Genomic DNA, 25,418 nt, shown 5'->3' on the forward strand with positions numbered 1-25,418 from the left:
TTTTAAAATCGAGCCCAATTTCCCGATACAGGACAAGCCTCCCCATGAACGTCATCCGTTTTTCTGATCTGTGCGCCAGCGGTCAAGCTGCGGGCCAACGTGTTTTCATCCGCGCCGACCTGAACGTGCCGCAAGCCGATGACGGCAGCATCACCGAAGACACCCGCATCCGCGCCAGCGTGCCCTGTATCCAGATGGCGCTGGCCGCTGGGGCTGCCGTGATGGTGACGTCCCACTTGGGGCGCCCCACGGAGGGCGAGTTCAAGCCCGAAGATTCGCTGGCCCCCGTGGCCAAACGCTTGGGCGAGTTGCTCGGTCGTGATGTGCCGCTGGTCGCCAACTGGGTGGACGGCGTGACCGTCGCCCCCGGTCAGGTCGTGTTGCTCGAAAACTGCCGCGTCAACAAAGGTGAGAAAAAGAACAACGAAGAGCTGGCCCGCAAGATGGCCAAGTTGTGCGACATCTACGTGAACGACGCTTTTGGCACCGCCCACCGCGCTGAGGGCACGACCTATGGCATCGCCCAGTTCGCGCCCATCGCCTGTGCTGGCCCCTTATTGGCGGCCGAGATCGATGCGATCAGCAAGGCCTTGGCCAACCCGAAGCGCCCCTTGGCGGCCATCGTGGCAGGCAGCAAAGTCAGCACGAAACTGACCATCTTGAAGAGCTTGTCGCAAAACGTGGACCAGTTGATCGTGGGCGGCGGCATTGCCAACACCTTCATGCTGGCGGCGGGTCTGAAGATCGGCAAGAGCCTGGCCGAAGCCGATTTGGTCGGCGAAGCCCAAGCCGTGATCGAGGCCATGAAGGCCCGTGGTGCCGAAGTGCCGATCCCGACCGATGTGGTGACTGCCAAGACCTTTGCTGCCGACGCGGTGGCCACCGTCAAGAAAGCCACCGACGTGGCCGATGACGACATGATTTTGGACATTGGCCCTGAGACGGCGGCCAAGTTGGCGGCGCAGCTCAAACAAGCGGGCACGATTGTGTGGAATGGCCCGGTGGGCGTGTTCGAGTTCGACCAGTTTGCCAACGGCACCCAAGTGATCGCCCAGGCGATTGCCGAGTCCAGCGCCTTCAGCATCGCGGGTGGCGGTGACACGCTGGCCGCGATTGCCAAATACGGCATCGAAGAGCAGGTGGGCTACATCTCGACGGGCGGCGGCGCTTTCCTGGAAATCCTGGAAGGCAAGACCTTGCCCGCCTTTGAGATTTTGGCCAAACGCGCAGCAGGCTGAACGCGTTTCTCCCTTGTGGGAGCGAGCCCCCGCTCGCGAATGCTGGCCGGAGCCACTTCACATATTCGGCTGCAGGGGCAGCCTCCCACAAATGTTCTCCCCACAAAAAACCCCGCGATGCGGGGTTTTTTGTTGTTGAAGCCTAAGTCCTGGTCAGGCTTGAGCAGCCGGTGGCAGGTTGGCGCGCACGGGGCTGGTCATGTTGCCCTTGAAGTCGGTCCAGCATTCGCGGGTGAAGTCGTACATCTTGCAGTTCTTGGCGGTCTCGAAGTACCACTTCCAGGAGAAGGCTTGCACGATGATGCGACCAGGCAGCATTTCTTCGAGCTTGGTTTGCGCTTGCTTCAAGCGGTACAGCGGGATGCTCATGTCCACATGGTGGGCCGTGTGCTCCATGATGTGGTGCATCATGCCGCCGATGTTGAACGGGAAGGTCAGGTGCACGGTGGTCGACACAAACGGCGCAGCCTTGGTCCAAGCGGCCTTGTTGTCATGCCAGGACACCTTGACGTGGGTGTGGTGCACGTAAACCACAAAGCCGATCATGCTGTTCCAGAAGAAAAAGGGCACCACAAAACCCAGCAGCAAAGACAGCCAAACCGACTGGCCGGTGTACACAGCGGCGGCGGCGATGGTGGCGATCCAGAAGGCACCAAACAGGCTCACCAGCAGGCTGTCTTTGAAAAAGATGGGGCGGCGGGTGGGCATGTGGGTTTTGTTAGGGAAGAACTCGCGCTTCCACCAGATCTCGATCATGTAGTAAAGACCGGGGGCCCAGCCGCTGCGGTAGGCGCGCTCGAGCAGCTTTTGCATGGGGCTCAGGGCTTCAAACTCAGCGGCAGTCAGGGGTGTCCAGACGAAGTCCACGCCCTTGAGGTTGGTGTAGCCGTGGTGCACCACGTTGTGGCCGGTGTCCCACAGGCTGTAAGGCGTGAGCGAAGGCAAAAACGCGATGCGGCCCAGCACCTTGTTCAGTTCGCGGTGGGGCGTCAGGCTCTGGTGGCAGGCGTCATGGCCAATGATGAACAGGCGGCCAATCACGAAACCGGCGGCCAGGGCACACAGCACTTTGAGCCAGATCGACGCCAGCGCGATGGTGCCGGTGATCAGGGCGAAAAACAGCGCGTAGTCCAACACCAAAAGCGCAAAGGCCCGGACGGTGCTGCGCCCGGATAAAGGAATCAGCCACTCGCGCAGGGTCTTGCGGTGCGGCAAGGGCTGGTCAAGCCCGATGGGTTGGTCGGTCGTCGGTGTGTGCAATGCGGTCATGGTGCTTCTGTAAGAACAAGCTGAACCCAAGTTTAGTCGCCCAACCCTTTTTTGCGGCTGACAAGGATCAATTCAGGGGCTTGGGCAGGGGGAAATGGGTGGGCATGCAGGTTGGATGTGAGGGCCGCAGCCCACCACTGGGGTTTCCCATCAGGGAAACGGGGTCGAAAGAACCCGGTATGTAACCGATTCCGTGTGAGAATTGAAATCAAATTACATGGAGAGCATTGAATGTCCCGTCGCGCTACCAAGATTGTTGCCACCCTAGGCCCTGCTTCCAGCGATCCCGCCCTGCTCGAAGCCATGATCCGCGCTGGCGTGAACGTGGTTCGGCTCAATTTCAGCCACGGCAAGGCGCAAGACCATGTGGACCGTGCCCGTTTGGTGCGCGAAGCTTCGCAACGTGCGGGGCGCGAAGTGGCCATCATGGCCGACCTGCAGGGCCCCAAGATCCGCGTGGGCAAGTTTGCCGAGGGCAAAGTCATGCTGGAGCCGGGCCAGCCATTTGTGCTCGATGCCTCGCGCACCGAACCCGGCGACCTGCAAGGCGTGGGCCTCGATTACAAGGAATTGCCCCGTGACGTGAAAGCGGGCGATGTGCTGCTGCTCAACGACGGCCTGATTGTGCTCACCATCAATGCCGTCAAGGGCGAGCAAGTGCACACCACTGTCAAGCTGGGTGGTGAGCTGTCCAACAACAAGGGCATCAACAAACAAGGCGGCGGCCTCACGGCCCCTGCGTTGACCGCCAAGGACATGGACGACATCAAAACCGCCATGAGCCTGCGCGCCGACTACGTGGCTGTGAGCTTCCCCAAAAACGCCACCGACATGGAAATGGCCCGCCAGCTGTGCAATGTGGCCGGGGCCGAATACGGCCACAAGCCGGGCCTGATCGCCAAGATCGAACGCGCTGAAGCCATTCCGCACCTCGAAGCCATCCTCAAGGCCAGCGACGGCATCATGGTCGCCCGCGGTGATTTGGCCGTCGAAGTGGGCAACGCCGCTGTGCCCGCCCTGCAAAAACGCATGATCAAGCTGGCCAAGGTGCACGACAAGGTCGTCATCACCGCCACCCAGATGATGGAAAGCATGATCACCAACCCGGTGCCCACCCGCGCCGAGGTGTCCGATGTGGCCAACGCCGTGCTGGACGGCACCGATGCTGTGATGCTGAGCGCCGAAACGGCGGCGGGCAAATACCCGTTGGAGACGGTCGAAGAGATGGCCAAGATCTGCTTGGCAGCCGAGGGCGCGGAAGATGTGGAAATCGACGCCGATTTCAAAGGCCAGACTTTCAGCCGCATTGACCAGTCCATCGCCATGGGCGCTTTGTTCACCGCCAGCCATTTGGGCGCCAAGGCCATTGTGGCCATGACCGAATCCGGCTCCACCGCCTTGTGGATGAGCCGTCGTCGGGTGCACATACCGATTTATGCCCTCACCACCAAGCTGTCTTCTCAGCGCAAAATGGCCTTGTTCCGCAACGTCAGTCCTTTGTTGATGGACACCAGCGCTGACCGCGACACCGCTTTGGCCGAGGCTGAAAACCACCTGAAAAACCGTGGCATTGTCAGTTCAGGCGACGTGTACGCCATCACCTGCGGCGAGCCCATGGGCTCGCCTGGCGGCACCAACATGCTGAAAATTTGCAAGGTCGATTGAGTGTGATTCGCCATTCCGGGAGGGGGCGGTTCTGAGGTGTGTCAGGCCGAACCCTATAAAATCCTGACCAGTTACGGGCCGGGTACACCTCGGCGCTGCTGAATCTTCAACTTCCCCGGGAAATCACCACCATGGCACTCGTTTCAATGCGCGAGCTGCTGGACCATGCAGCCGTCAACGGCTACGGCATTCCAGCTTTCAACGTCAACAACCTGGAGCAAGTCCAGGCCGTGATGACCGCTGCCGACGAGGTCGGAGCACCCGTCATCTTGCAGGCCAGCGCCGGTGCCCGCAAATATGCGGGTGAGCCCTTCATCAAGCATTTGATTCAGGCTGCGACCGAGCAGTGGCCTCATATCCCGCTGGTCATGCACCAGGACCACGCCCAAAGCCCGGCGGTTTGCCAGGGCGCGATCAACCTCGGTTTTTCTTCGGTGATGATGGACGGCTCCTTGCTGGAAGACGGTAAAACCCCAGCCGACTTTGCCTACAACGTCGACGTGACGCGCCGCGTGGTGGACATGGCCCACTTGTTGGGTGTGTCGGTTGAAGGCGAACTCGGTTGCCTGGGCAATCTGGAGACCGGCGAAGCCGGTGAAGAAGACGGCATTGGCGCCGAAGGCAAGCTGGACCACAGCCAGATGCTGACCGACCCCGAAGAGGCCGCCCAGTTCGTCAAAGCCACCGGTCTGGATGCCTTGGCCATTGCCATTGGCACCAGCCATGGCGCTTACAAGTTCAGCCGCAAGCCCACGGGCGACATTTTGGCCATCAGCCGCGTCAAGGAAATCCACAAACGCATCCCCAACACCCATTTGGTGATGCACGGCTCGTCCAGCGTGCCGCAAGAGTTGCTGGCCATGATCAACCAGTACGGCGGCAAGATGAAGGAAACCTACGGCGTGCCGGTCGAGGAAATCCAGGAAGCCATCAAGCACGGTGTGCGCAAGATCAACATCGACACCGACATCCGTCTGGCGATGACCGCCGCTTGCCGCAAGTTCCTGTTTGAAAACCCTGACAAGTTCGATGCCCGGGAATGGCTCAAGCCCGCCCGCGAAGCGGCCAAGCAAATCTGCAAACAGCGTTACTTGGAGTTCGGCTGCGAAGGCCAAGCGCCCAAGATCAAGGGCGACAACCTGCAGGTAGTCGCCGCCCGTTACGCGCGGGGTGAATTGGCCCAAGTGGTGAACTGAGCCTGCGATAATTGACCCGAATGGCCCGTTGACTGTTCAACGGGCCTTTTTCTTTTTTGCTGGACTGCTTTTTGCCATGACTTCTGCGCTTCACACCTCGGCCTTGACTTCCTTGCCCTTGCTGGCGCGTGGCAAGGTGCGCGACAACTACGCCGTGGGCGACGACCGCATCTTGATGGTGGCTTCGGACCGCATCAGCGCATTTGACGTGATCATGGGCGAGCCGATTCCGGGCAAAGGGGTGCTCCTCACGCAAATGGCCTTGTTCTGGTTCGACCAACTCGGCCCCAAGGGCCTGAACATCTGCCCGATTCACCTGACAGGCGATGCCCCCGAGAGCGTGGTTAGTGCCGAAGAAGTGCCGCAGGTTGTGGGTCGCTCCATGCTGGTCAAGCGCTTAACGCCTATTCCGGTTGAGGCGGTGGTGCGTGGCTATTTGGCAGGCAGTGGCTGGAAGGAATACCAGGACAACCAGGCCGTGTGTGGCGTGAAGCTGCCCGCGGGCCTGAAAAACGCCAGTCAATTGCCCGAACCGATCTATACGCCCGCAGCCAAGGCGGCGGTGGGTGAGCACGACGAGAACATCACCTTCGAGCAAACCGTGGCCATGATCGGCGCCGATCTGGCGGGCCGCATTCGCGACATCAGCATCCAGCTCTACAAAGCAGCGCGTGACATTGCGGCGGCTAAGGGCATCATCATTGCCGACACCAAGTTCGAATTTGGCCTCGACGCCGATGGCACCTTGGTGCTGATGGACGAGGTGCTGACGCCCGACTCATCGCGCTACTGGCCCGCTGAAAGTTATGTGGAAGGCGCCAACCCACCGAGTTACGACAAACAGTTTTTGCGCGACTGGCTGGAAACCGCCCAGGTCAATGGCAAGCCTTGGGACAAGACCCCGCCAGCGCCGCGCTTGCCGCGTGAGGTGATCGAGAACACGGCCGCCAAATACGAAGAGGCCATGAAGAAGTTGATGGCCTGAAGCTCACGGCATGTCGGGCACAAAAAAGGCGCTGCATGGCAGCGCCTTTGTCTTGGGGCTCGCGAAATCAGCTGGACAACGCCAGCAGTGTCATGGCATCCAGCAGCAAGGTGGTGCTGGCCACCAGCAAGCTGGCGCAGGCCATCGTGCGGCCTCGCGGGTGCAGGGATGCGCCCCAAAATACAGCCAAGCAAACCAACTCTAGCAAGCCGCGCATCCACAGGTAGCGGCTGCTGCCCACCAGGTTGGCGGCATCGGGACTCATGAGCACGGCATACAGGAAAACACCCTTGACCAGCCAGAGTGCAGCGCCAAAATGCAGGGAAGGCAGTTGTGCCAGCAAGCTGCGGCTGGGCACGTTCGAGCGCACAGGCGCACCACCGAGCAGGCATTGCAGCTCTTCGGGGGTGATCAGAGGTTCGGCGCGTCGCATGGGTTAAAAATGAGTTCAAAAGTGATGGTTAAATTCTAGGTTGCAACCATCCTCGAAAGGGCTGACATGGACCGCTCAAGTGCCTGAAACCGGTAAATGTGTGTAACGACAAGTATTACATTGGGCGTTTTGACCGCCAGAACAAGGACATGGAATGACACTTTTTCGCCCTGCGACCACCTTGATGGTGCAGTACGCCCATTACCACCGTGATCGCCGCAACATCGCCACCCATTTGCTGGGTATCCCGCTGATTTTCCTGTCCATCGGCGTTTTGCTTTTGGGGCCGGCTTGGTCTGTGGCGGGTCAAACGCTGACCCTGGCCTGGGCCATGTGGGCGCTCACCAGCCTTTGGTACCTGAGCCGAGGTGATCTTTTGTTGGGCGTGGCGACATCGGTGGTCAATGGCGTGTTGATCGCCGCCGCCCATGAGGTGCCACCTCTGGCGCAAGACCTGGGGCTGGCGGTTTGGCAGGCGGGTTTGGCCTTGTTCTTCATCGGCTGGCTCATCCAGTTCATCGGCCACTATTTCGAGGGCCGCAAACCGGCTTTTGTGGACGACATGGTGGGCTTGTTGGTCGGCCCCATGTTTGTGGTCGGTGAGGTGCTCATGTGGGCCGGGTTGTTGAAGCGCATGCACATGGACATCGAGCGCCAGGCCGGGGCCACCCGCTGATTCTGTGGGCGGCGCTGTCGTGAAAAAGCCCGGTCAGCCTGCATCGCAGCAGCTGGGCCGGGCTTGGGGTCGGGTACTGTGTCAGTTGAGCATCATGCTCAGCTTGCGGCGGTAGCTGGAGATCATGGCCAGCAGCGGGTCTTCTTGCAGCGCGGCTTTGCCCATCAGCTCAATACCGCCTGCTGACTTGCCTGTCGCATCTTGCGTTTTGGGCTTGGGCGGGGTCATCAGTTCCAGCAGGGCGACAAAAGTTTTGCGTGGGGCTTCGTCGTCCCACTTTTTGTCGCGCATGATGATTTCGAGCAATTCGTCCATCGCCGCTTCCCATTGGCCGATCGCGATCAGCAGGCGGCTTTTGGCAAAACGGGCTTCAAAGTCACGCTTGTTCTGGGCGATCAAGGCGTCAAACTGGTCCAGGTCCCACTGACCACGCGGATCGGTGGTCACAAATTCCAGCGCGTTGAGCCATTGGGTTTGCGCCTCAAAGCGAAGCGGCACCGGGATGCGGCTCATGGTGGGGGCCAGCAAGGCGGCGGCTTCGGCCAGCTCGCCCTCACCGATCAACAGTTTGACCAGGTCAAAACGGGCGTCGTCGTTGCCGGGGTCGGTGGCCAGGGCTTGCTCCAGTGCAGCGCGGGCGCTGTCAGCGTCACCGGCTTGCAGGTGCTCTTGGGCTTCTTGGGCGGCGGCTTGGGCTTGCAACTCACCTTCGGCGGGCAGGTGTTTGTCCAAAAACTGCTTGACCTGGCCTTCGGGCAAAGCGCCCATGAAACCATCGACGGGCTGGCCGTTTTTCAGCAACACACAGGTGGGGATGCTTTTGATGCCGAAAGCCTGCGCCAGTTGCTGCTCCTGGTCCGAGTCGATTTTGACCAGCTTGAAGCGGCCTTCGTAAGCGGCCTCGACTTTTTCGAGCACGGGGCCCAAAGACTTGCACGGGCCGCACCAAGGGGCCCAAAAGTCCACCAGCACGGGCGTGGTCATAGAGGCTTCGATGACCTCGGCTTCAAAGTTTTGTATCGTGACGTCCATCATGGCGGGCAGTGTTCCGGGTTGTGTTCCAGACCCCAAGCGGGTGAAACCTTAAAATTCGACATTGATCACAAAAAGCACCCAATGACTCAAGCGCTCATCGGCGTCGTCATGGGTTCCAGCTCCGACTGGGACACCATGCAGCACGCAGTCCAGATTCTCCAACAGTTTGGCATCCCTCACGACGCCCGCGTGGTTTCTGCCCACAGAATGCCGGACGATATGTTTGCTTATGCACAGAGCGCGGCAGAGCGGGGCCTGCAAGCCATCATTGCAGGCGCGGGTGGCGCAGCCCATTTGCCCGGCATGATCGCGGCCAAAACCGTGGTGCCGGTGTTGGGCGTGCCGGTGCAGACCAAGGCCCTGTCGGGCGTGGATTCGCTGCACAGCATTGTGCAAATGCCCAAAGGCGTGCCCGTGGCCACCTTTGCCATCGGCGCAGCCGGTGCGGCCAATGCGGCTTTGTTTGCCGTGGCCATGTTGGCCAGCAAGGACCCGGCTTTGCGCGCCAAGCTTGAAGCTTTCCGCGCCGAACAAACTGCTGCGGCCCGTGCCATGACCCTTCCCCCGGTGGGTGCCGCATGAGCCGCGCCATTTTGCCGGGCGCCATGGTCAATGGCCAGATGGCCACTTTGGGCGTGATGGGCGGCGGCCAGTTGGGCCGCATGTTTGTTCATGCGGCCCAAGCCATGGGCTATTTCACCGCTGTGCTCGATCCCGATACCGCCAGCCCCGCGGGCTTGGTCAGCCATCACCACATCCAAACCGATTATGGGGACGAGCAGGGCCTGGCGCAGCTGATGCAGCGCTGCGCGGCCATCACCACCGAGTTTGAAAACGTGCCCGCACCGGCCCTGCTGACCTTGGGCGCACACCGCCCAGTGGCCCCCGCGTCCGAATCGGTGGCGATTGCGCAAGACCGCGCCGCCGAAAAAGCCCACTTTGTGCGCTGCGGCGTGCCGGTGGCCCCGCATGCTGTCATCGAGACGGCCGCGCAGTTGGCGGCTGTGGGTGACGATTTGCTGCCCGGTATTTTGAAAACCGCCCGCATGGGTTACGACGGCAAGGGCCAGATCCGCGTCAAGACCCGCGAAGAGTTGTTAGCCGCCTGGGCAGAGTTGAAAAACGTGCCTTGCGTGCTCGAAAAAATGCTGCCGCTGCAGGCCGAGTGCTCGGTGATTGTGGCGCGTGGCGCCGATGGGCAGATGGTGAATTTTCCGATCCAACTGAACCTTCACCGCGAAGGCATTTTGGCCGTGACCAGCGTGTACGAAGGGGCTGTGCCTGCTGATGTGGCTGCGCAAGCTGTGGCCGCCACCCGGGCCATCGCCGAAGGCCTGCATTACGTGGGCGTGCTTTGTGTGGAGTTTTTCCTCCTCGAAGGCGGTCAGTTGGTGGTGAATGAAATGGCACCGCGCCCACACAACAGCGGCCACTACACCATGAACGCCTGCGACCAGTCGCAGTTTGAACTGCAGGTGCGCACCTTGGCGGGCTTGCCGCTCACCCAGCCGCGCCAGCATTCGAGCGCCATCATGCTCAACTTGCTGGGTGATCTGTGGCCCGAAGTCACGCCTGCGGGCAAAGGTCCAAGCACCCCCGCTTGGGGCCAAGTGCTGGCCTTGCCCGGCACGCATTTGCACCTGTACGGTAAGCTGTCGGCCCGACCGGGTCGCAAGATGGGTCACCTGAACATCACCGGTGCCACGCCCGAGGCCGTGCGCGCCACCGCCTTGCAAGCGGCCGCTTTGCTCGGCATCGAAGCGTTTTAAAGACCACCATGATCTTGAGTGCCTCCCATGCTGCCATCGCGCAGGCTGCACAAGCTTTGCATGACGGTCAGTTGGTCGGCCTGCCCACCGAGACGGTGTACGGCCTGGCCGCCAACGCGACCGACGATGCGGCGGTGGCGAAAATCTTTGCAGCCAAGGGCCGCCCAGCGGACCACCCCTTGATCGTGCATGTGGCTGGCGTGGAACAGGTTGCCTTGTTTGCATCGCAGGTGCCCGACTTTGCGCAAAAGCTCATGCAAGCTTTTTGGCCCGGCCCGCTCACCTTGATCTTGTCGCGTTTGAGCGGCGTGGCCGCGGCTTCGGCCGGGGGGCAAAACTCCATTGGCTTGCGTTGCCCCTCGCACCCGGTAGCGCAGTCCCTGCTACAAGCCTGCTTGCCTTTGGGCGTGTTGGGTGTCTCTGCCCCCAGCGCCAACCGATTTGGCCGTGTGAGCCCCACCAGCGCCGCGCATGTGCAGTCCGAGTTGGGACCTGATTTGTTGATTCTGGACGGCGGTGACTGCGAGGTGGGCATCGAGTCCACCATCATCGACTGCACACGCGGCGAGCCCGTTTTGCTGCGGCCCGGACACATCACGCGGGCGCACATTGAAGCGGCTTGTGGCCGCATCGTGCTGGACAAGGACGCGCCGCAAGCGTTGCTGGGTCAGCCTGCGCCCCGAGCTTCGGGCACGCTTGAGTCGCACTATGCGCCCCGCGCCAAGGTGCGCTTGATGTCGGCCGCCGACATCGCGCACAAATTACAAGCGCTCGGGCCGCACGCCAACAACCTGGGACTGTGGTCGGCCGAGCGGCCATCAGCCCAAGAGGGCGTGGGTGCTGGTGTGCTGTGGCGACAGCAAGCCACAACTGCTGAAGAAGCTGCGCACGACTTGTTCGGTGTGCTGCGCGATCTGGACGCCCGGGGTGTGACCCAAATCTGGGTGCAGCAGCCGCCCGACACACCCGAATGGGAAGGGGTGCGGGACCGTTTGCAGCGGGCCGCGGCTTGAAGCGGCGTCAGCGGTAACGCAACTTCATCACCAAGATCATCAGCGCCAAGCTGGTGGTGATGGCGTTGGCGATGATGATGGGCCAAGCCACCATCAAGATGCCATAGACCAGCCACAGGGCCACACCCACTGTGAAAAGGCTGTACATGCCCAGCGAGATGCCGCTCACGTCCCGGGTTCGGAAGGTTTGCCAGGCTTGCGGGATGAAGCTGGCGGTGGTCAGGAAGGCGGCCAAAGAGCCGACCCAGTCGATGAGGTTCATTTTGGGAAGTCAGTGCGTTTGCGGGCCGGGCGTGTTCAAGGGGCGTTGCTTTGGGCGGTCTTGCGTTCAGAGGCGCTGAGGGGTCTTGATGCGCGACGGCTGGTCGCGGCCGAATCCATGTCGCGAACCGTCCACTCCAAGAGCTGGTCGAGCACGGCTCGGGCCTGGTGGGCGTTGGGGTGGTGCAGCACGGCTACCAGGGTGTAGCGCTGGCCACTTTGGCCCTGCACGTAGCCTGCCACCGAGGCCACATCCCGCAGTGAGCCGGTTTTGAGCCAGGCGTTGCCAATCACGGGCGACTGCGGGCTGCGTTCTTTGAGGCGGGCGGCAGTGCCGTCTACCCCGGCGATGGCCAGCGAGTCGACAAAGTGCCGGGCGTGCGGGCTGGCGTGCGCCGCCTGCAGCAGTGCCGTCAGGGCCTGCGCCGTGCTGCGCTCGCTGCGCGACAAGCCCGAGCCATTGTCCAGCACAGGTTCTTCCTGCCCGGCAAAGTCCTTGCGCCACCACTGCGACAGGCGCAAGCGCGAGGCCTCAAACCGCCCGGGGGCTCCCAACTCGCTCGACAGTGTCAGGAACACCTGCTGCGCCATCACGTTGTTCGAGAATTTGTTGATGTCTTGGATGATCTCGGACAAGGGTAAAGAGGGCGCTTCCAGCAGCAGCTTGGCCGATGCTGGGCGCGAGCCGTAGCGCACCTGCCCTGTGAGTTGCCCGCCCGCTTGCTGCCACAGGGCTTGCATGACGCGCGGTGCATAGGCTTCGGGCTCGGGGTAGGCCACAGGCCATTCGCGTTCGCCGCAGCTGGCCGGGTAGCGGCCTGCAAAGCGCACTTGCTGGGCTTGGCCGAAGTCGGCCTGCAGCTGGCGACGCCAGTCGCTGCACGGGGCTTGGCTGAGTGGCAGTTGCGTCGGGGCAGAAAAGCCCGCCAGTGGTGGTTCAAAGCGCACCTGCGCTTGGCCGCTGGCAGCGTCAGGCGTGAATTTGTAAACCACCGCCTTGAAATTGAGCAGCAAACCGTCCGGCCCCACGTTGTAAGGCCGCAGAGGTTCGTCGTCAAAGGGCTCGCTGCGTTCGCGCACGTCGAACACGCTGCGGTCGAGCACGATGTCACCGCGCACCTCGCGCACGCCCGCCGAGCGCACCTGGGCCATCAGCTCTTGCAGCCGCTCGACCACCAGCTTGGGGTCGCCGCTGCCGCGCACGACCAGGTTGCCTTGCAAAACGCCATCGCGCACGGGGCCATCGGTGTACACCCGGTTGCGCCAAACGTGGTCGGGCCCCAGCAGGCTCAAGCCGGCGTAGGTGGTGAACAACTTCATGACCGAGGCTGGGTTGACGCTGGCTTGTGCCTGGTGCGACAAGTGCCGTGGCTGGGCGCTGCTGGACACTGCGCCACCGGGCAGGGGGGCGATGAGGACGCTCAGGTCCGAAGGAGGGACTTGGGCCTTTTGCAGGGTTTGCAGGACATGCCGAGGCAGCGCGGCGTGGCCGCGACCAGCGGGGCCCTGGCGGGCGCCATCGGCACGGGTGGCGGTGCTGGTGTGTGCTTGGCTTTGGGCGTTGACAGGCCAGGCCAGTGCGCAGCTCAGCGCCATTGCCGCAGGTAGGGCGTGGGCGAGCGTGGACAAAAATGGGCGCTTGGCGCGTGATGCGGTCATCGCTCAAGTCTAACGGGCACAGGCGCTGATCGGGCAGCGAAGAACAGGCTGGGCCGTCGGCCCCGTATGATTCGGGCCATGCGATTTTCTTCAAAAACCGTGGGTCTGGCTTCGGCGGTCATCACGGTGCTCATCTGGACCGGTTTCATTGTCATTGCGCGGGCCTCGGCGTCCCGGGGCTTGCTGCCCCTGGACATCGCGTTGGCGCGCGTTCTTGGGGCCAGCAGCATCTTGCTGCCTTGGGCTTGGTGGTTGATGCGCTCTGCCCGCCAGGCCGGTCAGAAAGTGGGTTCTTTGGGTGGTCTGTCGCCCTTGCCTTTGGCCCCGACCGTGCAGGCCGGCTTGTTGGGGGGCTTGCTTTATGCCGTGTTGGCTTACACGGGTTTCTTTTTTGCACCGGCCTCACATGCTTCGGTGCTGCTGCCCGGCAGTTTGCCCTTGTGGACGACCTTGCTGGCCTGGCTGGTCTTGCGTGAGCAAGTGTCATCGGCCCGCGCACTGGGTCTGGGCTTCATTGTGCTGGGCGATGTGCTGGTGGGCGGCGCCAGCTTGCTGATGGCTTTTGATGGCGGTGAGGTCTGGAAGGGCGATCTGCTGTTCATGACAGCCGCTTGCTGTTGGGCGGGTTACAGCATCACGGTGCGCCGTCATGGGCTGGATGCGGTGCGTGCCACCATGGCCATCACCGCGTTTGCGTTTGTGAGTTTTGTGCCCGTGTATCTGACCTTGATCGGCGTGGGGCTGTTGCCCACCCATTTGCTGCAGGTGCCTTGGACCGAGATTTTGTTTCAAGCTGTGTTTCAGGGCATGGGCTCGGTGGTCATCTCGGGCATCACCTTCACGCAAATGGTGCGCCACTACGGCCCGGTGCGTTCGACCATGATCACGGCGCTGGTGCCGGGCTTGTCGGCGCTGGGGGCGGTGTGGTTTTTGGGTGAGCCCATGCATTGGAATTTGCTGGCCGGTCTGGCGCTGGTGACGGGCGGTATTTTGTTTGGCGTGCGGCAGGCCAAAAAGCCTGCGACTGCCCCCACTTCGTCTCAAACTGGGGGCCAGCCATGAGCGGCAGCCCCGAGCGCCGGTGGCTGGCTTTTGACACCAGCACCGATGTGCTGTCTTTGGCCGTGGCCCGGGGCGCGCAGGTCTGGACCCAAACCCTGCCCGGCGGCGCGCAAGCTTCCAGCGGTTTGATCCCAGCGGTGCTGGCCTTGCTGGCCGAAGCCGACATGCCGCTGGCTTCGCTCGACGCCATCGTCTTCGGCCGCGGGCCAGGGTCTTTTACCGGCTTGCGCACCGCCTGCGCCGTGGCGCAAGGCTTGGCCTTCGGGGCCGATGTACCCGTGTTGCCCGTCGATACTTTGTTGGCCGTGGCCGAAGAGGCGCGCTGGACGCAAGTGCAATCGGGGGCCATCGCCCCCGATGTTGCGCTGACCGTGCTGGCGCTGCTGGATGCTCGCATGGACGAGGTGTACAGCGCCGCTTACCGCTGGGATCCCGTGCCGGGGGGCGGTCTCGGGCGTTGGCTAGAAGCCTCGCCCTTGCAGGTGGGTGCCCCCGAAAAATTGCAGATGCCCGATGACCGCGTGGTGCTGCAGGCGGGCAACGCTTTTGCCGCGTATGGCGAACGCTTGCCCCCATGCGTGTCAGGTGGTTTGCGCTGCGAGGCCTTGCCCACCGCCGCCGCTTTGCTGCGCTTGGCCCCGGTCTTGTGGGTGCAAGGCCTGGCCGTGCCGGCCGAGCAGGCCATGCCGCTGTACATCCGCGACAAAGTGGCCAACACCACCGCCGAGCGCGAGGCCCTGAAGGCGCAGGCCGTAGAGGCCAAGATGGCCTTGGCCAAGGCCGCCGCGCAGCCATGAGTCTGTCCATGAAGCCAGCTTCAACTGAAGAAGGCGCCCAGCCGTCGGAGGCCACGCGCAACCGCGTCACGCTGGCCCCCATGACGCAAGACCATTTGGATGCGGTGATGGCCATCGAGCAAACCGCCTACAGCCACCCCTGGACGCGGGGCAATTTCCGCGACTCGCTCAACCCTTTGTTTGAAGCCCAGTGCCTGTGGTTGGATGGTGAATTGCTGGGTTATTTTCTGGCCATGCGCGGCTTTGAAGAAATGCATTTGCTCAACATCACCGTCGCCCCCGCTCGGCAAGGTCAGGGTTGGGGCCACATGATGCTGGACGCCTTGTCACTGTTGTCGCGCCATGCACAGGCGCAATGGCTGTGGCTGGAAGTGCGTCAAAGCAATCTGCGTGCACTGAAAGTCTACGAGCGTTACGGCTTCAAGCAGGTCAGCATCCGCAAGGATTACTATCCTGCAGGCCGCCAGCAGCGTGAGCATGCGGTGGTGATGAGTTTGAAACTGTGAGCCCCAACATGAGCGACCCTACCCTATTTGACTTGGACGACCGCCAACGCGCCATGCTGGCTGAAATGGGTGTGCGCGTGTGGTGGCCGCAGCGCATCGCCGACGAACAGCCTCAGGTTCAGGCACAGGCTGTCGCCGCTCCGCCTGATGCGGCGCTGCCTGTCTCTGCCCCCATGGGAGTGGCCCCCACCGCGTCGCCGGTTGCGCGAGCCGCTGCCCCAGCCCTCACACCTGCCCCCGCACCTGCCGTCGTGCCAATGCCTGTGGCCGATGTGCGGGTGGGCAAACCCTTGGCCGAGGGTGTTGACCAGATGGATTGGGCAGCTTTGCAAACCACCGTTGCCACCTGCCGGGCCTGTGATTTGTGCGCGAGCCGCCAACAAGCCGTTTTTGGTGTGGGCGATGTGCACGCCGATTGGATGGTCATTGGCGACCCGCAAGTCGAAGCCGAAGGCCAGCACGGTGAGCCTTTTGTGGGTCAACCCAAACAGTTGCTCGACAACATGCTCAAGGCGGTAGGTTTGAGCCGCGAGGCCAATGGCGAAGGCGGTGTGTACATCACCAGCAGCCTCAAGTGCCGACTGCCTGGCAGCCGCAACCCCAGCCCGCAAGAGTTGGCCACATGCGCGCCGTATTTGGCGCGGCAGGTGGCCCTCGTCAAGCCCAAAGTCATTGTGTTGATGGGGCGATTTTCCATTCAGGCGGTGCTGCAATCGACCGAGCCGCTGGGCAAACTGCGCGGCCATGTTCACAGCTACCAAGGCGTACCTGTGGTGGTCACTTACCATCCTGATGCGCTGCTGCGCAATGCGGCTGACAAGTCCAAAGCATGGGCCGATCTGGTGATGGCGATGAAAGTCGTGCGCGGCCATTAAGCCTGGCCTACTGCCCTTAGGTCAGGGGGTTGTCGCCGCCTGGTCAGTGAATGCGATGGGGCTGCGCTACCATGGCCCTCATGACCTTGAGCCGACAACAAATCACGCTGCTGATCACGCTGACTTTGGTTTGGGGCTTCAACTGGCCCATGCTCAAGTTGGGTGTGAACCATTACCCGCCCTTGTCCTTTCGCAGTTTGAGCATGTGGATGGGGCTGCCCTTTTTGGCCTTGGTGTTGTACGCCAAAAAAGTCCCCTTCCGGATTCCAAAAGCCGACTGGAAAGAACTTTTCATGCTGGCCACCACCAATATGCTGGTTTGGCATGTATTGATCATCTTGGCCGTGCAAAACCTCTCCAGTGGCCGCTCTGCCATCTTGGGTTACACCATGCCGATTTTTTCCGCCATCATTGGTGTTTTGGGGTATCGGGCAGCGCTGCGTTGGCGCGGTTGGTTGGGTGTGGGGTGTGCGGCTTTTGGGGTGGTGCTTTTGCTCTGGCATGAATTGAGCGCCATCTCGGGCAAACCCTTGGGGGTCGTGCTGGGTCTGGTGGCAGCCGCTTTTTGGGGTTTGGGTACACAGCAAATTCGCCATACCCGCATCCAGGCGCCGACCCTGGCCCTCGTGTTCTGGATGACTTGCATGAGCAGCGTGCTCATGAGTGTTCTGGCCGTGGCGTTCGAGCGTGACCAATGGGGTCCGCCGCCTGACATGGCCTGGGCCGCCATCGTCTACAACGCTTTTGGCGTGTTTGTATTTGCCCAAGCGGCCTGGCTTTCGTTGGCGCGCAATTTGCCGCCGCTGGCCTCCACACTGAGTGTGATGTTCATTCCGGTGCTGGGCGTTTTCAGTGGGGCCTACTTCCTCAACGAAGCCTTGCATTGGCAAGACTGGGCCGCCATCGTGTTGATCGTGCTGGCCATTGCTTCTGTGCTGTGGCCCGCCAGAACCACCCCAGCTCCAGCCCGACAAGCGGCCGATGCCTGACTGACCATGAACCAGGACCTGACCCTTTTGAATGCCGCCGACTTGCAGCAAGCTTATGCGCAAGGCCTCACCAACCCCGTGGCCGTGACCCGGGCGCATCTGGCACGTATCGCGCAGCGCAACCCGGCATTGCAGGCCTTTGTGCATGTGTGCGAAGACCTGGCCCTGCAACAGGCCCAGGCCAGTGCCGAGCGTTGGGCCAAGGGGCAGCCGTTGGGGCCGCTCGATGGGGTGGTGATGGCCCTCAAAGACAACATCGATGTGCTGGGCATGCCGTGTACCGCTGGCACAGCGGCATACGCACAGCGCATGCCTGACAAAGATGCGCCCGTTTACCAGCGCCTACGCGATGCCGGCATGGTGTTGTTGGGCAAGCTCAACATGCACGAAGCCGCCTTGGGGGCCACCACCGACAACCCCGTGTACGGCCGCTGCATCAACCCCTTGCGCGAAGGCTTCACCCCGGGCGGTTCGAGCGGTGGCTCTGCCGCTGCCGTGGCCGATCACCTGTGCACCATTGCCATGGGCACCGACACCATGGGTTCGGTCCGCATTCCGGCAGCTTACTGCGGTCTGATGGGCATGATCCCCACGCGCACGCGCATCCCCATGGACGGCATCGTGCCCCTGAGTCCCACGCTGGATGTGGCTGGCCCGCTGGCGCGCAGTGGTGACGACCTCGCGCAAACCATGGCGTGCCTGTTGGGCTTCCGCCTTGCACCTGCTGCACAGGCCAGCGTTTGGCGCGGTTTGCGCGTGGGCATCCTGCCTCAAACGGCTGAGGTGGAAATGGCGCCTGCTGTGCACCAAGCCTGGCAGGCCACTCAGCAGCGCCTGCAGGCGCATGGCGCGCAGTTGCAAACCGTGCTTTTGCCCGATTGGTTGCCCGCCCGCAACCGTTTGAATGCCTTGCTCATGAGCGAATGGGAAGGCGCGGATTACTGGCTGAACGCCTTGGGTTCTGAGCTGCCTGGTTTGAGTACGGGCTTGCAAAAAATGCTGCATTACGGGGCCCGCCTGGGTCCGGAAAAACGGCAAGCCAGCCAGGCCGCCATCGATGGCTTGCGTGCGCAGGCTGGGGCTTTGTTTGAAGGCATCGATGTCTTGCTGTTGCCCACCACGCCGCACACCGCTTTTGCCCACACCGAAGCCGCACCTGCCAGCCAAGCCGACTGGGCGTGCCTGGCCAACATGCTCGGAGCGCCTGCTTTGTCCTTTCCTTGCCCGGCTGAGGGTTTACCGGTGTCGTGCCAGTTCCTGGCTGCGCCCGGTCAGGACGAGCGCTTGCTCTCGCTGGCCTGTGCGCTTGACACCTTCTGGGGCTGACGCCCGGCTTGGAGGCTGTCCCACAAAGGCCCCAAGGCTTGGGCCTGAGGCAGCGCCCCAACCAAGCCAATGAGCTGCTCGGCCTGCGCCGTGGCCCAGCCGCTGGCTTGCAGCAACTGATTTGCTTTGGCCCTTATTTGCTCAGGGCTCAAGGGGTTTTCAGGGTCGCCCAACACGTTGACCACCTCGCTGCTGTGCTGGCTGCCGTTGGCCATTTGCAGCTGCAGCTTTGCGCCAAAGCTTTGCGGATAAGCCCGGTCTTGGACCTGCCCACAGACCAAGGTCACGCGTTCACGCAGCGCGGCGCACGCCGGCTCTGCCAGGGCCGCTGGCCTTGTGGCTTCCAGCCCGAACCCCCCGTGGCGCAGGGTCCAAGCCACGCCGTGTTGCAAACTGAACTTCCCTTGCAAAGCCGTTAGCGGGTGGGGCTGGTCTGCAAACGACAGCGCCACGCCATAGGTTTCCAGGCGAATGCTGACGATCTGATCGGGGTCGACCCCTTGGGTGTGCATCTGCAGCGCGCATTCGATGGCGGGGTGTACATGCCTGCAAGCAGGCCAGGGTTTGAAGCTGACCTCGTGCACACGCCAGGCGCGCTCGGGTGGTGCTTGCAAAAGGGCTTGCGCCCGGGCCGCGTCCAGGTTGCCCGCGGTGGCTTTTAACCAGCCCAAAGGGCCCTCCAGAATGGACAAAGGCCCGGTCATGCCCGCAGCGGCCATGTCGGCTGCCACCAGGCCTGCTTGGGCGCTGTGGCCTGCCGCCATCTGCTTGGCCAGGCCCGGCTCCAAGCGGCATTGCCAGACGCCCGCAGATTGCATGCCGGCCAAGGCCAGGGCGTGCTGTGTCTGTGTTGCGTCGAGTTTCAGCAAGCGGGCGCATGCCATGGCGCTGGCAAAGACGCCCGTTGTGGCGGTGCTGTACCACTGGGCGTAATGGTTTGGCCCGCTGAGCAGGCCCAGCACGATGGCCGTTTCGTAGCCCACCACCACCGCATCGAGCAAGGCTTCGGGGCTGGCGTTTTCGCGCTGAGCCATGGCCAGCGCTGCAGGAATGACCGTGTCGCCCGGGTGCACCACGGCTTCGCGGTGCACATCGTCCATTTCGTGGCAGCTGCCCAAAGCGCCATGCCAGCGGGCCGCTTCTGCGGCGTGCAAACCGGGGTGACCGCACACCCAAATGGGGCCGGGCGCTTGCACCTGCGCCCATTGCCGCAGCACCGCACCCAGCTCGGTGGTTTGTCCCAAATGCGCACAGCCCAGCCAGTCGATCAGGTGCAGTGTGGCTCGCTCACGGTCAGACCCATGCACAGGCCTGCGCAAAGCCGCCACCAGCCATTCGCTCCAGGGCGTTGGGGTGGCGTGGGTCATCATTGCCCCTTGAATCGGGGCGGTCTTTTTTCGTTGAAGGCCAGCACGCCCTCGCGCCGATCTTCGGTGTCTACCAATTGGTTGTAAGCCTCGATTTCAAATCGGTAAGCCGTGCGCAATTCCATCTGGCCACCGTAGCGGATGGATTTCTTGACTTGCCGCACCGACAGTGGGGCATTGCGTGCCAGTGTTTGCGCCGTGCTCAGGGCTTGGGCCAAGAGCCTTTCCGGTTCAATGGCTTGGTTGAGCAAACCCCACTCCAGCGCTTGCTGGGCAGTAAAGGCTTGGCCCGTCATGATGAGTTCCTTGGCGCGGCGCTCGCCGATGGCGCGAGGCAGGTTTTGCGTGCCGCCCATGCCGGGCATGATGCCCAGCGTGACCTCAGGCAAGGCAAAGCGTGCGCTGGTGCTGGCGTAAATGAAATCGCAACACAGGGCCAACTCCAGACCGCCGCCGTAGGCATGGCCATTGACCGCCGCGATCACGGGCAGTGGCAAATCCACCAATGCCCAAGACACGCGTTCAAAGATTTCATGTTGGTGCGTCCATTGCGCCCGCGTCATGCCGTTGCGCTCTTTCAGGTCACCCCCAGCGCAGAAAATTTTCGGACCAGCGCCGGTCAACACCACGCATCGCACGCCTTGTGCATCGTCGGTCAGGCGTTGCCACAGGTCCAGCAATTCCTGACCCATGCGGGTGTTGATGGCGTTGCCGACATCGGGGCGGTTCAGTGTGACCTGAAGCACGCCATCGTCGTGCATCTGCAGCTGCAAGGTGTCCCAAGATTGAGGAAGAGCCATGTGTGCAAACGCCTTCAGTAGGATTTGGGCATGCCCAAGACATGCTCGCCGACATACGAGAGGATGAGGTTGGTCGAGATGGGGGCCACTTGGTACAAGCGGGTCTCGCGGAACTTGCGCTCGATGTCGTATTCAGCGGCAAAGCCAAAGCCGCCATGGGTTTGCAGGCAAACGTTGGCCGCCTCCCAAGAAGCATCGGCGGCCAGCAATTTGGACATGTTGGCCTGTGCCCCACAGGGCTGCTGCGCGTCAAACAAGCGGGCGGCTTCGTAGCGCATGAGGCTGGCAGCCTCGACGTTGACAAAAGCCCGGGCAATCGGGAACTGGATGCCCTGGTTCTTGGCGATCGGGCGGTCAAAAACCACGCGCTGGTTAGCATAGTCTTTGGCCTTGTCCACAAACCAGTAACCGTCGCCAATGCACTCGGCAGCGATCAGGATGCGCTCGGCGTTCAGGCCATCCAGGATGTATTTGAGCCCCTTGCCTTCTTCGCCAATGCGATTTTCAACCGGTATTTCCAGGTTGTCGATGAAGATTTCATTGGTCTCGTGGTTGACCATGTTGCGGATGGGGCGCACCGTGATCGATTTGCCCACGGCCTCGCGCAAGTCCACCAGGAACACCGACAGGCCTTCGGATTTTTTCTTGACCTCAGCCAGTGGCGTGGTGCGTGCGAGCAGCAGCATGTAGTCCGAATGCTGCAAACGCGAAGTCCAGACCTTTTGGCCGTTGACAATGTAGCGGTCCCCTTTGCGCTCGGCAAAGGTTTTGAGTTGGGTGGTGTCGGATCCGGTGGTGGGCTCGGTCACTGCCATCGACTGCATGCGCAACTCACCGCTGGCGATCTTGGGCAGCAGCGCTTCTTTTTGCGCCTGAGAGCCGTGGCGCACCACGCAGCCCATCACGTACATCTGGCCATGGCAGGCACCCGAATTGCCGCCAGCCCGGTTGATCTCTTCCATGATCACGCTGGCTTCTACCAAGCTCAGGTTGGAGCCACCGTATTCCTCCGGGATCAAGGCCGACAACCAGCCAGCCGAGGTCAAGGCTTGCACGAATTTTTCGGGAAACGCGCGGGCCTCGTCAATCTCTTGCCAATAGCGCGAGTCGAACTGGGAGACTACGCTGCGCACGCCATCGCGCAGGGATTCAAAGTTGTTTTCTGTGTGCATGGTTTTCTCAGTTGGGTGCGTATTGCTGGCCACCATCGACGTGCAAGACCGTGCCGCTCAGGTAGCCGCACACGGGGGATGAGCAATGTACGGCAAGGCGTGCAATTTCGTCAGGTTCGGCCAAACGGCCAAAGGGTAATTTCTGTGTCATTTCCTGCCAGCGCGAGGCATCGCCCAGCTTGCTGGCGGCTTGCTGCTTGAGCACACCTTCGATGCGGTCGCTGCGTGTGGGTGAGGGGTTGATGCCGAACACGCGCACGCCCTTGCGCACGCTACCAGCACCAATGCCTTGGGTGAACGAGATCAGCGCACCGTTGGCCGCAGAGCCACAGATGTACTCGTAGCGCGGTGCCGCCCCGGCCATGCCGATGATGTTGCAAATCACGCCATGGCCGCGTGACTCCATCGCCCCCAGATACAGCCGGGTGAGGTTGATGTAGCTGAACAGCTTGAGTTCCCAGGCCCCGCGCCACGCGTCTTCGGCGATGTCGTGCAGGCTGCCGCCGGGAATGGCGCCGGCGTTGTTGACCAGGATGTCTGCTGCAGGAAACAGATTGAACAAGGCGCGGTCCGAGCCGGGTTGGGACAAATCGATTTCCGCGATGGCGGGGGCAGGCAAACCCTCCTTGGCAAAAGCAGCCAAGGCTGCGTCCAGGTTGCTGCGTTGGCGCGAGACCAGCACGGGCTTGGCTCCTTCACGCGCAAAGTTCAGCGCAATGGCCAGGCCGATGCCTTTGGAGCCACCCGTGACGATGACTTGTTTTTGATCGAGTTCGAGGTTCATGCAAAAGGCCTGCAAATGGGGCAAGCCATTGGGCTTGCCCGGGTTTCTAAATCAAGACGGCGCCAGGGAGTGAGCGCCTCCATCAGGCGCTGGGCGCGGGGACCTGTGCGGTGTACCAGTCGGCAATCTGTCCGCCATTCATGAAGCACACTTGGGGTGACTTCATCAGCAAGTCCAGCATGCGCTCGAAGCTGGCAAAGCGATGCGGCACACCCATCAGGTGCGGGTGCAGGCCGATCGCCAGCACGCGTGGGTGTGTGGCCGCTTCGCGCTCAAACAAAGCCAACGTCCGTGCCAAGCGCTCGTACATTTCGTCGCTGCTGTGTTTCTCGATGGCGTAAATGATCGAGTCATTGATTTCCAAGTTGTAGGGCAAGGCCAGCAAGGGACCGTTGCGCGTTTGCATCCAGCCGGGCACATCGTCCACCACCCAGTCAAAAACGTATTCCACGCCCTGCTTTTTCAGCAACTCGGGCGTGTCATGTGTTTCACGCAAACCAGGGCTGAGCCAGCCTCGGGGGCGCTGGCCCGTGAAGCGTTCGATCATGTCCAGACTCATCGCGATCAAAGATTCCTCGGACTCACCTTGGTTGTGGTTCAGGCTTTTCTGGTGGACCCCATGGCCAATGAACTCCCAGCCTGCTTCGTGCATGGCTTGGGCGGCTTGTGGGTAAGCGGTGATGACCCCGGCATTGAAGCTGGTGGAGGCGGGCAGGCCACGGTTTTGGATGGCCCGCAGGATGCGCGGCAGACCGGCCCGCATGCCGTAGTCGGCCCAGCTGAAGTTGGGCACATCGGGCACCGTCTCTTTGCCGTGCGGCGGTGTGATGATGGTGCGCGGCATGCTCGACTCGAACTGCCAATGCTCCACGTTCACCACCAAGTGCACCATGATGGCGCCTTCAGGCGCGGCCTTGAGAGCGGGTCCATCGTTGGAGAAGCGGTAGGGAATGCGGGGGTTGGCCATGTCAGTGTCGAATGAGGTTGAGGATGTCGAGCTTGAGCGCAGCAAAGGTTTCGCTGGCCGTGTCGGCCACGGTGCGTGGTCGCGCCAGTGGCACGGTGATCTTCGTTTGGATGCGGCCTGGTCGAGCGGACATCACATAAATCGTGCTGGCCAAAAAGATCGCCTCATCGATGTCGTGTGTGACAAAGATGATGGTGGGCTTGAGCTGTTGCCACACCGTGAGCAGCAGCTCCTGCATGGTCAGACGGGTTTGTGCATCCAGTGCGCCAAAGGGTTCGTCCATCAGCAAGACGCGTGAGCCCAGCGTCAGGATGCGGGCAATGCCCACACGCTGGCGCATGCCGCCCGACAACTGCACGGGCAGATGGTTTTTGAAATCGCTCAGGCCCACGATCTTGATCATTTCATGGGCACGGTCTTCGTACTCGCTGCGCGCCATGCCCTGCACTTTGGGGCCGAAAATCACGTTTTCCCAAACGGTCAGCCAAGGGAACAGGGCCGCTTCTTGGAAGACCACACCCCGATCCGGGCCGGGTGCGCGCACGCCTTGGCCGTTGACCAAGAGCTGGCCCTGGCTGGGTTGCTCGAATCCAGCGATCAGGTTGAGCAAGGTGGATTTGCCGCAGCCCGAAGGCCCGAGCAAAGCCACCAGCTCACCCGGAGCCACTTGCAGGTTGATGTCTTCCAGCGCCTTGACGGGTGTGGCACCCGGGTAGGTCTTGTAAAGGTTTTGAATTGAAATATCGGACATGTTGTTTCTTAATGGCTTTGCAGCATGCGCCAGACCAAAACCTTGCTTTCAATGAAAACGATCAGGCGATCACTTAAAAACCCCATGATGCCGATCGACACCATGTCGGCCAGCACAATGTCCATGCGACCTACGTAGTAGGCGTCCCACAGCACATAGCCCAGCCCCGACTTGACAGCCACCATCTCGGAGACGATCACAGCCGTCCAAGAGATGCCCAGGCCAATGCGCAAGCCGGTGAAGATGGAGGGCATGGCTGCTGGCAGTACCACGCGGTAAAGCAGTTGCTTGCGGCTGGCACCCATCATGAGCGCGGCCCGTACCAAGTTGCGCTCGACATCGCGTGCGCCTTGCGTGGTGTTGACCACAATCGCATAGAAGCCGCCCAAAAAGATCAGGAAGATGGCCCCCATGTCGCGGATGCCGAACAGGGCAATCGAAAACGGCAACCAGGCCGTGATTGGGATCGGGCGCAGACTCTGAATGAGCGGGTCAAACAGTTGCTGAACCAGCCGGCTCCATCCAATCAGCAAGCCCAAGGGCACGCCAATCAGGGCAGCCAGAACAAAGCCCTGCGCCACGCGCATGGAGGAGTATTGGACGTTGGAGACCCAAGAGCCCAGGTACGGGTTCAGGCCCATGCCGGGCGAACCGAAAATCCAGCCGTGCCAGCCTTCCAGAACCAGCATTGGGGTGGGCAGGATGCCGGCCATGTCGGGCCGACTGCCTGCCACCTGCCAGATGACCAGAACCAAGGCTGGCACCAACATGCCAAGCACTGTCCGACGAAGGGTATCGAGAGAAGCGTTTGCCATGTGGATAT

General features: G+C 61.8%; 26 protein-coding genes. 14 read left to right on the plus strand and 12 right to left on the minus strand.

What is annotated here, in order from left to right; genetic code table 11:
- Positions 1 to 44 precede the first annotated feature (44 nt).
- Positions 45 to 1,238 (plus strand): phosphoglycerate kinase, encoded by a 1,194-nt coding sequence (locus tag ACZ5SR_RS00125; protein ID WP_464449589.1) that lies wholly within the window; start codon positions 45 to 47, stop codon positions 1,236 to 1,238.
- 153 nt (positions 1,239 to 1,391) lie between these two features.
- Here the strand turns inward: ACZ5SR_RS00125 and ACZ5SR_RS00130 are convergent, their stop codons facing one another.
- Complete coding sequence (locus tag ACZ5SR_RS00130; protein WP_464449590.1) at positions 1,392 to 2,507, minus strand: fatty acid desaturase; 1,116 nt, start codon at positions 2,505 to 2,507, stop codon at positions 1,392 to 1,394.
- Between the two features lie 231 nt (positions 2,508 to 2,738).
- On the opposite strand from ACZ5SR_RS00130, the gene pyk reads away from it, so the two are divergent.
- From pyk to ACZ5SR_RS00145, 3 genes are all read left to right on the plus strand, one after another.
- The gene (gene pyk / locus ACZ5SR_RS00135; protein ID WP_464449591.1) at positions 2,739 to 4,172 is read left to right on the plus strand and encodes a pyruvate kinase; all 1,434 of its coding nucleotides are present in this window, start codon (positions 2,739 to 2,741) and stop codon (positions 4,170 to 4,172) included.
- A gap of 131 nt (positions 4,173 to 4,303) precedes the next feature.
- Positions 4,304 to 5,368 carry a class II fructose-bisphosphate aldolase gene (fba, locus tag ACZ5SR_RS00140; protein WP_464449592.1) on the plus strand — a complete coding sequence of 355 codons (1,065 nt, stop codon included), beginning with the start codon at positions 4,304 to 4,306 and terminating at the stop codon, positions 5,366 to 5,368.
- A gap of 76 nt (positions 5,369 to 5,444) precedes the next feature.
- On the plus strand, positions 5,445 to 6,353 hold the full coding sequence (locus tag ACZ5SR_RS00145; protein ID WP_464449593.1) for a phosphoribosylaminoimidazolesuccinocarboxamide synthase: 909 nt from the start codon (positions 5,445 to 5,447) through the stop codon (positions 6,351 to 6,353).
- Positions 6,354 to 6,420: 67 nt separating this feature from the next.
- Here the strand turns inward: ACZ5SR_RS00145 and ACZ5SR_RS00150 are convergent, their stop codons facing one another.
- Positions 6,421 to 6,786, minus strand: a complete 366-nt coding sequence (locus ACZ5SR_RS00150) for a hypothetical protein (protein ID WP_464449594.1) — start codon at positions 6,784 to 6,786, stop codon at positions 6,421 to 6,423.
- Positions 6,787 to 6,940: 154 nt separating this feature from the next.
- Between ACZ5SR_RS00150 and ACZ5SR_RS00155 the strand changes: the two genes are divergently transcribed.
- Entirely contained in the window at positions 6,941 to 7,462 is a 522-nt protein-coding gene (locus ACZ5SR_RS00155) for an Mpo1 family 2-hydroxy fatty acid dioxygenase (protein ID WP_464449595.1), read from the plus strand.
- An 81-nt stretch (positions 7,463 to 7,543) separates the two neighbouring features.
- Here ACZ5SR_RS00155 and trxA read toward each other — a convergent pair whose 3' ends face one another.
- Complete coding sequence (trxA, locus tag ACZ5SR_RS00160; protein WP_464449596.1) at positions 7,544 to 8,497, minus strand: thioredoxin; 954 nt, start codon at positions 8,495 to 8,497, stop codon at positions 7,544 to 7,546.
- An 81-nt stretch (positions 8,498 to 8,578) separates the two neighbouring features.
- On the opposite strand from trxA, the gene purE reads away from it, so the two are divergent.
- Genes purE through ACZ5SR_RS00175 form a run of 3 tightly spaced genes read left to right on the plus strand, consistent with a single transcriptional unit; the run spans position 8,579 to position 11,279 of the window.
- A complete protein-coding gene (gene purE, locus ACZ5SR_RS00165) occupies positions 8,579 to 9,079 on the plus strand; it encodes a 5-(carboxyamino)imidazole ribonucleotide mutase (RefSeq protein ID WP_464449597.1) in 501 nt (166 codons plus the stop codon).
- Positions 9,076 to 10,266 carry a 5-(carboxyamino)imidazole ribonucleotide synthase gene (locus ACZ5SR_RS00170; RefSeq protein WP_464449598.1) on the plus strand — a complete coding sequence of 397 codons (1,191 nt, stop codon included), beginning with the start codon at positions 9,076 to 9,078 and terminating at the stop codon, positions 10,264 to 10,266. The genes purE and ACZ5SR_RS00170 overlap by 4 nt, the downstream gene beginning before the upstream one ends.
- An 8-nt stretch (positions 10,267 to 10,274) precedes the next feature.
- On the plus strand, positions 10,275 to 11,279 hold the full coding sequence (locus ACZ5SR_RS00175; protein WP_464449599.1) for an L-threonylcarbamoyladenylate synthase: 1,005 nt from the start codon (positions 10,275 to 10,277) through the stop codon (positions 11,277 to 11,279).
- 7 nt (positions 11,280 to 11,286) lie between these two features.
- Here the strand turns inward: ACZ5SR_RS00175 and ACZ5SR_RS00180 are convergent, their stop codons facing one another.
- Entirely contained in the window at positions 11,287 to 11,541 is a 255-nt protein-coding gene (locus ACZ5SR_RS00180; RefSeq protein WP_464449600.1) for a SemiSWEET transporter, read from the minus strand.
- A 35-nt stretch (positions 11,542 to 11,576) separates the two neighbouring features.
- Positions 11,577 to 13,199, minus strand: a complete 1,623-nt coding sequence (dacB, locus tag ACZ5SR_RS00185) for a D-alanyl-D-alanine carboxypeptidase/D-alanyl-D-alanine endopeptidase (protein WP_464449601.1) — start codon at positions 13,197 to 13,199, stop codon at positions 11,577 to 11,579.
- Positions 13,200 to 13,277: 78 nt separating this feature from the next.
- On the opposite strand from dacB, the gene ACZ5SR_RS00190 reads away from it, so the two are divergent.
- The 6 genes from ACZ5SR_RS00190 (at position 13,278) to ACZ5SR_RS00215 (ending at position 18,754) form a co-directional block, all read left to right on the plus strand.
- Positions 13,278 to 14,261, plus strand: a complete 984-nt coding sequence (locus tag ACZ5SR_RS00190; protein WP_464449602.1) for a DMT family transporter — start codon at positions 13,278 to 13,280, stop codon at positions 14,259 to 14,261.
- A complete protein-coding gene (gene tsaB / locus ACZ5SR_RS00195) occupies positions 14,258 to 15,058 on the plus strand; it encodes a tRNA (adenosine(37)-N6)-threonylcarbamoyltransferase complex dimerization subunit type 1 TsaB (protein WP_464449603.1) in 801 nt (266 codons plus the stop codon). The genes ACZ5SR_RS00190 and tsaB overlap by 4 nt, the downstream gene beginning before the upstream one ends.
- Positions 15,059 to 15,066: 8 nt before the next feature.
- Positions 15,067 to 15,564, plus strand: a complete 498-nt coding sequence (rimI, locus tag ACZ5SR_RS00200) for a ribosomal protein S18-alanine N-acetyltransferase (RefSeq protein WP_464449604.1) — start codon at positions 15,067 to 15,069, stop codon at positions 15,562 to 15,564.
- A gap of 8 nt (positions 15,565 to 15,572) precedes the next feature.
- On the plus strand, positions 15,573 to 16,439 hold the full coding sequence (locus tag ACZ5SR_RS00205; RefSeq protein WP_464449605.1) for a uracil-DNA glycosylase: 867 nt from the start codon (positions 15,573 to 15,575) through the stop codon (positions 16,437 to 16,439).
- An 80-nt stretch (positions 16,440 to 16,519) separates the two neighbouring features.
- Positions 16,520 to 17,428, plus strand: a complete 909-nt coding sequence (locus ACZ5SR_RS00210; RefSeq protein ID WP_464449606.1) for a DMT family transporter — start codon at positions 16,520 to 16,522, stop codon at positions 17,426 to 17,428.
- Between the two features lie 6 nt (positions 17,429 to 17,434).
- On the plus strand, positions 17,435 to 18,754 hold the full coding sequence (locus tag ACZ5SR_RS00215) for an amidase (protein WP_464449607.1): 1,320 nt from the start codon (positions 17,435 to 17,437) through the stop codon (positions 18,752 to 18,754).
- Here the strand turns inward: ACZ5SR_RS00215 and ACZ5SR_RS00220 are convergent.
- From ACZ5SR_RS00220 to ACZ5SR_RS00250, 7 genes are all read right to left on the minus strand, one after another.
- Positions 18,700 to 20,121 carry an MmgE/PrpD family protein gene (locus tag ACZ5SR_RS00220; protein WP_464449608.1) on the minus strand — a complete coding sequence of 474 codons (1,422 nt, stop codon included), beginning with the start codon at positions 20,119 to 20,121 and terminating at the stop codon, positions 18,700 to 18,702. The genes ACZ5SR_RS00215 and ACZ5SR_RS00220 overlap by 55 nt on opposite strands.
- Positions 20,121 to 20,921: an enoyl-CoA hydratase/isomerase family protein gene (locus tag ACZ5SR_RS00225; protein WP_464449609.1), complete on the minus strand. Its 801-nt coding sequence runs from the start codon at positions 20,919 to 20,921 to the stop codon at positions 20,121 to 20,123. Before ACZ5SR_RS00225 ends, ACZ5SR_RS00220 begins: the two co-directional genes overlap by 1 nt.
- 14 nt (positions 20,922 to 20,935) lie before the next feature.
- Positions 20,936 to 22,093 (minus strand): acyl-CoA dehydrogenase family protein, encoded by a 1,158-nt coding sequence (locus ACZ5SR_RS00230; protein ID WP_464449610.1) that lies wholly within the window; start codon positions 22,091 to 22,093, stop codon positions 20,936 to 20,938.
- Positions 22,094 to 22,100: 7 nt separating this feature from the next.
- On the minus strand, positions 22,101 to 22,877 hold the full coding sequence (locus ACZ5SR_RS00235) for a short-chain dehydrogenase/reductase (protein ID WP_464449611.1): 777 nt from the start codon (positions 22,875 to 22,877) through the stop codon (positions 22,101 to 22,103).
- Positions 22,878 to 22,959: 82 nt separating this feature from the next.
- Complete coding sequence (locus ACZ5SR_RS00240; protein ID WP_464449612.1) at positions 22,960 to 23,844, minus strand: polysaccharide deacetylase family protein; 885 nt, start codon at positions 23,842 to 23,844, stop codon at positions 22,960 to 22,962.
- 1 nt (position 23,845) lies between these two features.
- Complete coding sequence (locus tag ACZ5SR_RS00245; RefSeq protein ID WP_464449613.1) at positions 23,846 to 24,595, minus strand: ABC transporter ATP-binding protein; 750 nt, start codon at positions 24,593 to 24,595, stop codon at positions 23,846 to 23,848.
- Between the two features lie 8 nt (positions 24,596 to 24,603).
- Complete coding sequence (locus ACZ5SR_RS00250) at positions 24,604 to 25,410, minus strand: ABC transporter permease (RefSeq protein ID WP_464449614.1); 807 nt, start codon at positions 25,408 to 25,410, stop codon at positions 24,604 to 24,606.
- Positions 25,411 to 25,418: the final 8 nt, after the last annotated feature.

Source organism: Limnohabitans sp. TEGF002 (genome assembly GCF_055395845.1).

Coding starts and splice junctions, on each gene's coding strand:
- ACZ5SR_RS00180 (WP_464449600.1), bottom strand. CDS start 11,541: ATGAACCTCATCGACTGGGTCGGCTCTTTGGCCGCCTTCCTGACCACC.
- ACZ5SR_RS00245 (WP_464449613.1), bottom strand. CDS start 24,595: ATGTCCGATATTTCAATTCAAAACCTTTACAAGACCTACCCGGGTGCC.
- ACZ5SR_RS00170 (WP_464449598.1), top strand. CDS start 9,076: ATGAGCCGCGCCATTTTGCCGGGCGCCATGGTCAATGGCCAGATGGCC.
- ACZ5SR_RS00210 (WP_464449606.1), top strand. CDS start 16,520: ATGACCTTGAGCCGACAACAAATCACGCTGCTGATCACGCTGACTTTG.
- trxA (WP_464449596.1), bottom strand. CDS start 8,497: ATGATGGACGTCACGATACAAAACTTTGAAGCCGAGGTCATCGAAGCC.
- ACZ5SR_RS00215 (WP_464449607.1), top strand. CDS start 17,435: ATGAACCAGGACCTGACCCTTTTGAATGCCGCCGACTTGCAGCAAGCT.
- ACZ5SR_RS00125 (WP_464449589.1), top strand. CDS start 45: ATGAACGTCATCCGTTTTTCTGATCTGTGCGCCAGCGGTCAAGCTGCG.
- dacB (WP_464449601.1), bottom strand. CDS start 13,199: ATGACCGCATCACGCGCCAAGCGCCCATTTTTGTCCACGCTCGCCCAC.
- ACZ5SR_RS00175 (WP_464449599.1), top strand. CDS start 10,275: ATGATCTTGAGTGCCTCCCATGCTGCCATCGCGCAGGCTGCACAAGCT.
- rimI (WP_464449604.1), top strand. CDS start 15,067: ATGAAGCCAGCTTCAACTGAAGAAGGCGCCCAGCCGTCGGAGGCCACG.
- ACZ5SR_RS00250 (WP_464449614.1), bottom strand. CDS start 25,410: ATGGCAAACGCTTCTCTCGATACCCTTCGTCGGACAGTGCTTGGCATG.
- purE (WP_464449597.1), top strand. CDS start 8,579: ATGACTCAAGCGCTCATCGGCGTCGTCATGGGTTCCAGCTCCGACTGG.
- ACZ5SR_RS00130 (WP_464449590.1), bottom strand. CDS start 2,507: ATGACCGCATTGCACACACCGACGACCGACCAACCCATCGGGCTTGAC.
- ACZ5SR_RS00145 (WP_464449593.1), top strand. CDS start 5,445: ATGACTTCTGCGCTTCACACCTCGGCCTTGACTTCCTTGCCCTTGCTG.
- ACZ5SR_RS00220 (WP_464449608.1), bottom strand. CDS start 20,121: ATGACCCACGCCACCCCAACGCCCTGGAGCGAATGGCTGGTGGCGGCT.
- tsaB (WP_464449603.1), top strand. CDS start 14,258: ATGAGCGGCAGCCCCGAGCGCCGGTGGCTGGCTTTTGACACCAGCACC.
- fba (WP_464449592.1), top strand. CDS start 4,304: ATGGCACTCGTTTCAATGCGCGAGCTGCTGGACCATGCAGCCGTCAAC.
- ACZ5SR_RS00225 (WP_464449609.1), bottom strand. CDS start 20,921: ATGGCTCTTCCTCAATCTTGGGACACCTTGCAGCTGCAGATGCACGAC.
- ACZ5SR_RS00205 (WP_464449605.1), top strand. CDS start 15,573: ATGAGCGACCCTACCCTATTTGACTTGGACGACCGCCAACGCGCCATG.
- ACZ5SR_RS00235 (WP_464449611.1), bottom strand. CDS start 22,877: ATGAACCTCGAACTCGATCAAAAACAAGTCATCGTCACGGGTGGCTCC.
- ACZ5SR_RS00155 (WP_464449595.1), top strand. CDS start 6,941: ATGACACTTTTTCGCCCTGCGACCACCTTGATGGTGCAGTACGCCCAT.
- pyk (WP_464449591.1), top strand. CDS start 2,739: ATGTCCCGTCGCGCTACCAAGATTGTTGCCACCCTAGGCCCTGCTTCC.
- ACZ5SR_RS00190 (WP_464449602.1), top strand. CDS start 13,278: ATGCGATTTTCTTCAAAAACCGTGGGTCTGGCTTCGGCGGTCATCACG.
- ACZ5SR_RS00240 (WP_464449612.1), bottom strand. CDS start 23,844: ATGGCCAACCCCCGCATTCCCTACCGCTTCTCCAACGATGGACCCGCT.
- ACZ5SR_RS00230 (WP_464449610.1), bottom strand. CDS start 22,093: ATGCACACAGAAAACAACTTTGAATCCCTGCGCGATGGCGTGCGCAGC.
- ACZ5SR_RS00150 (WP_464449594.1), bottom strand. CDS start 6,786: ATGCGACGCGCCGAACCTCTGATCACCCCCGAAGAGCTGCAATGCCTG.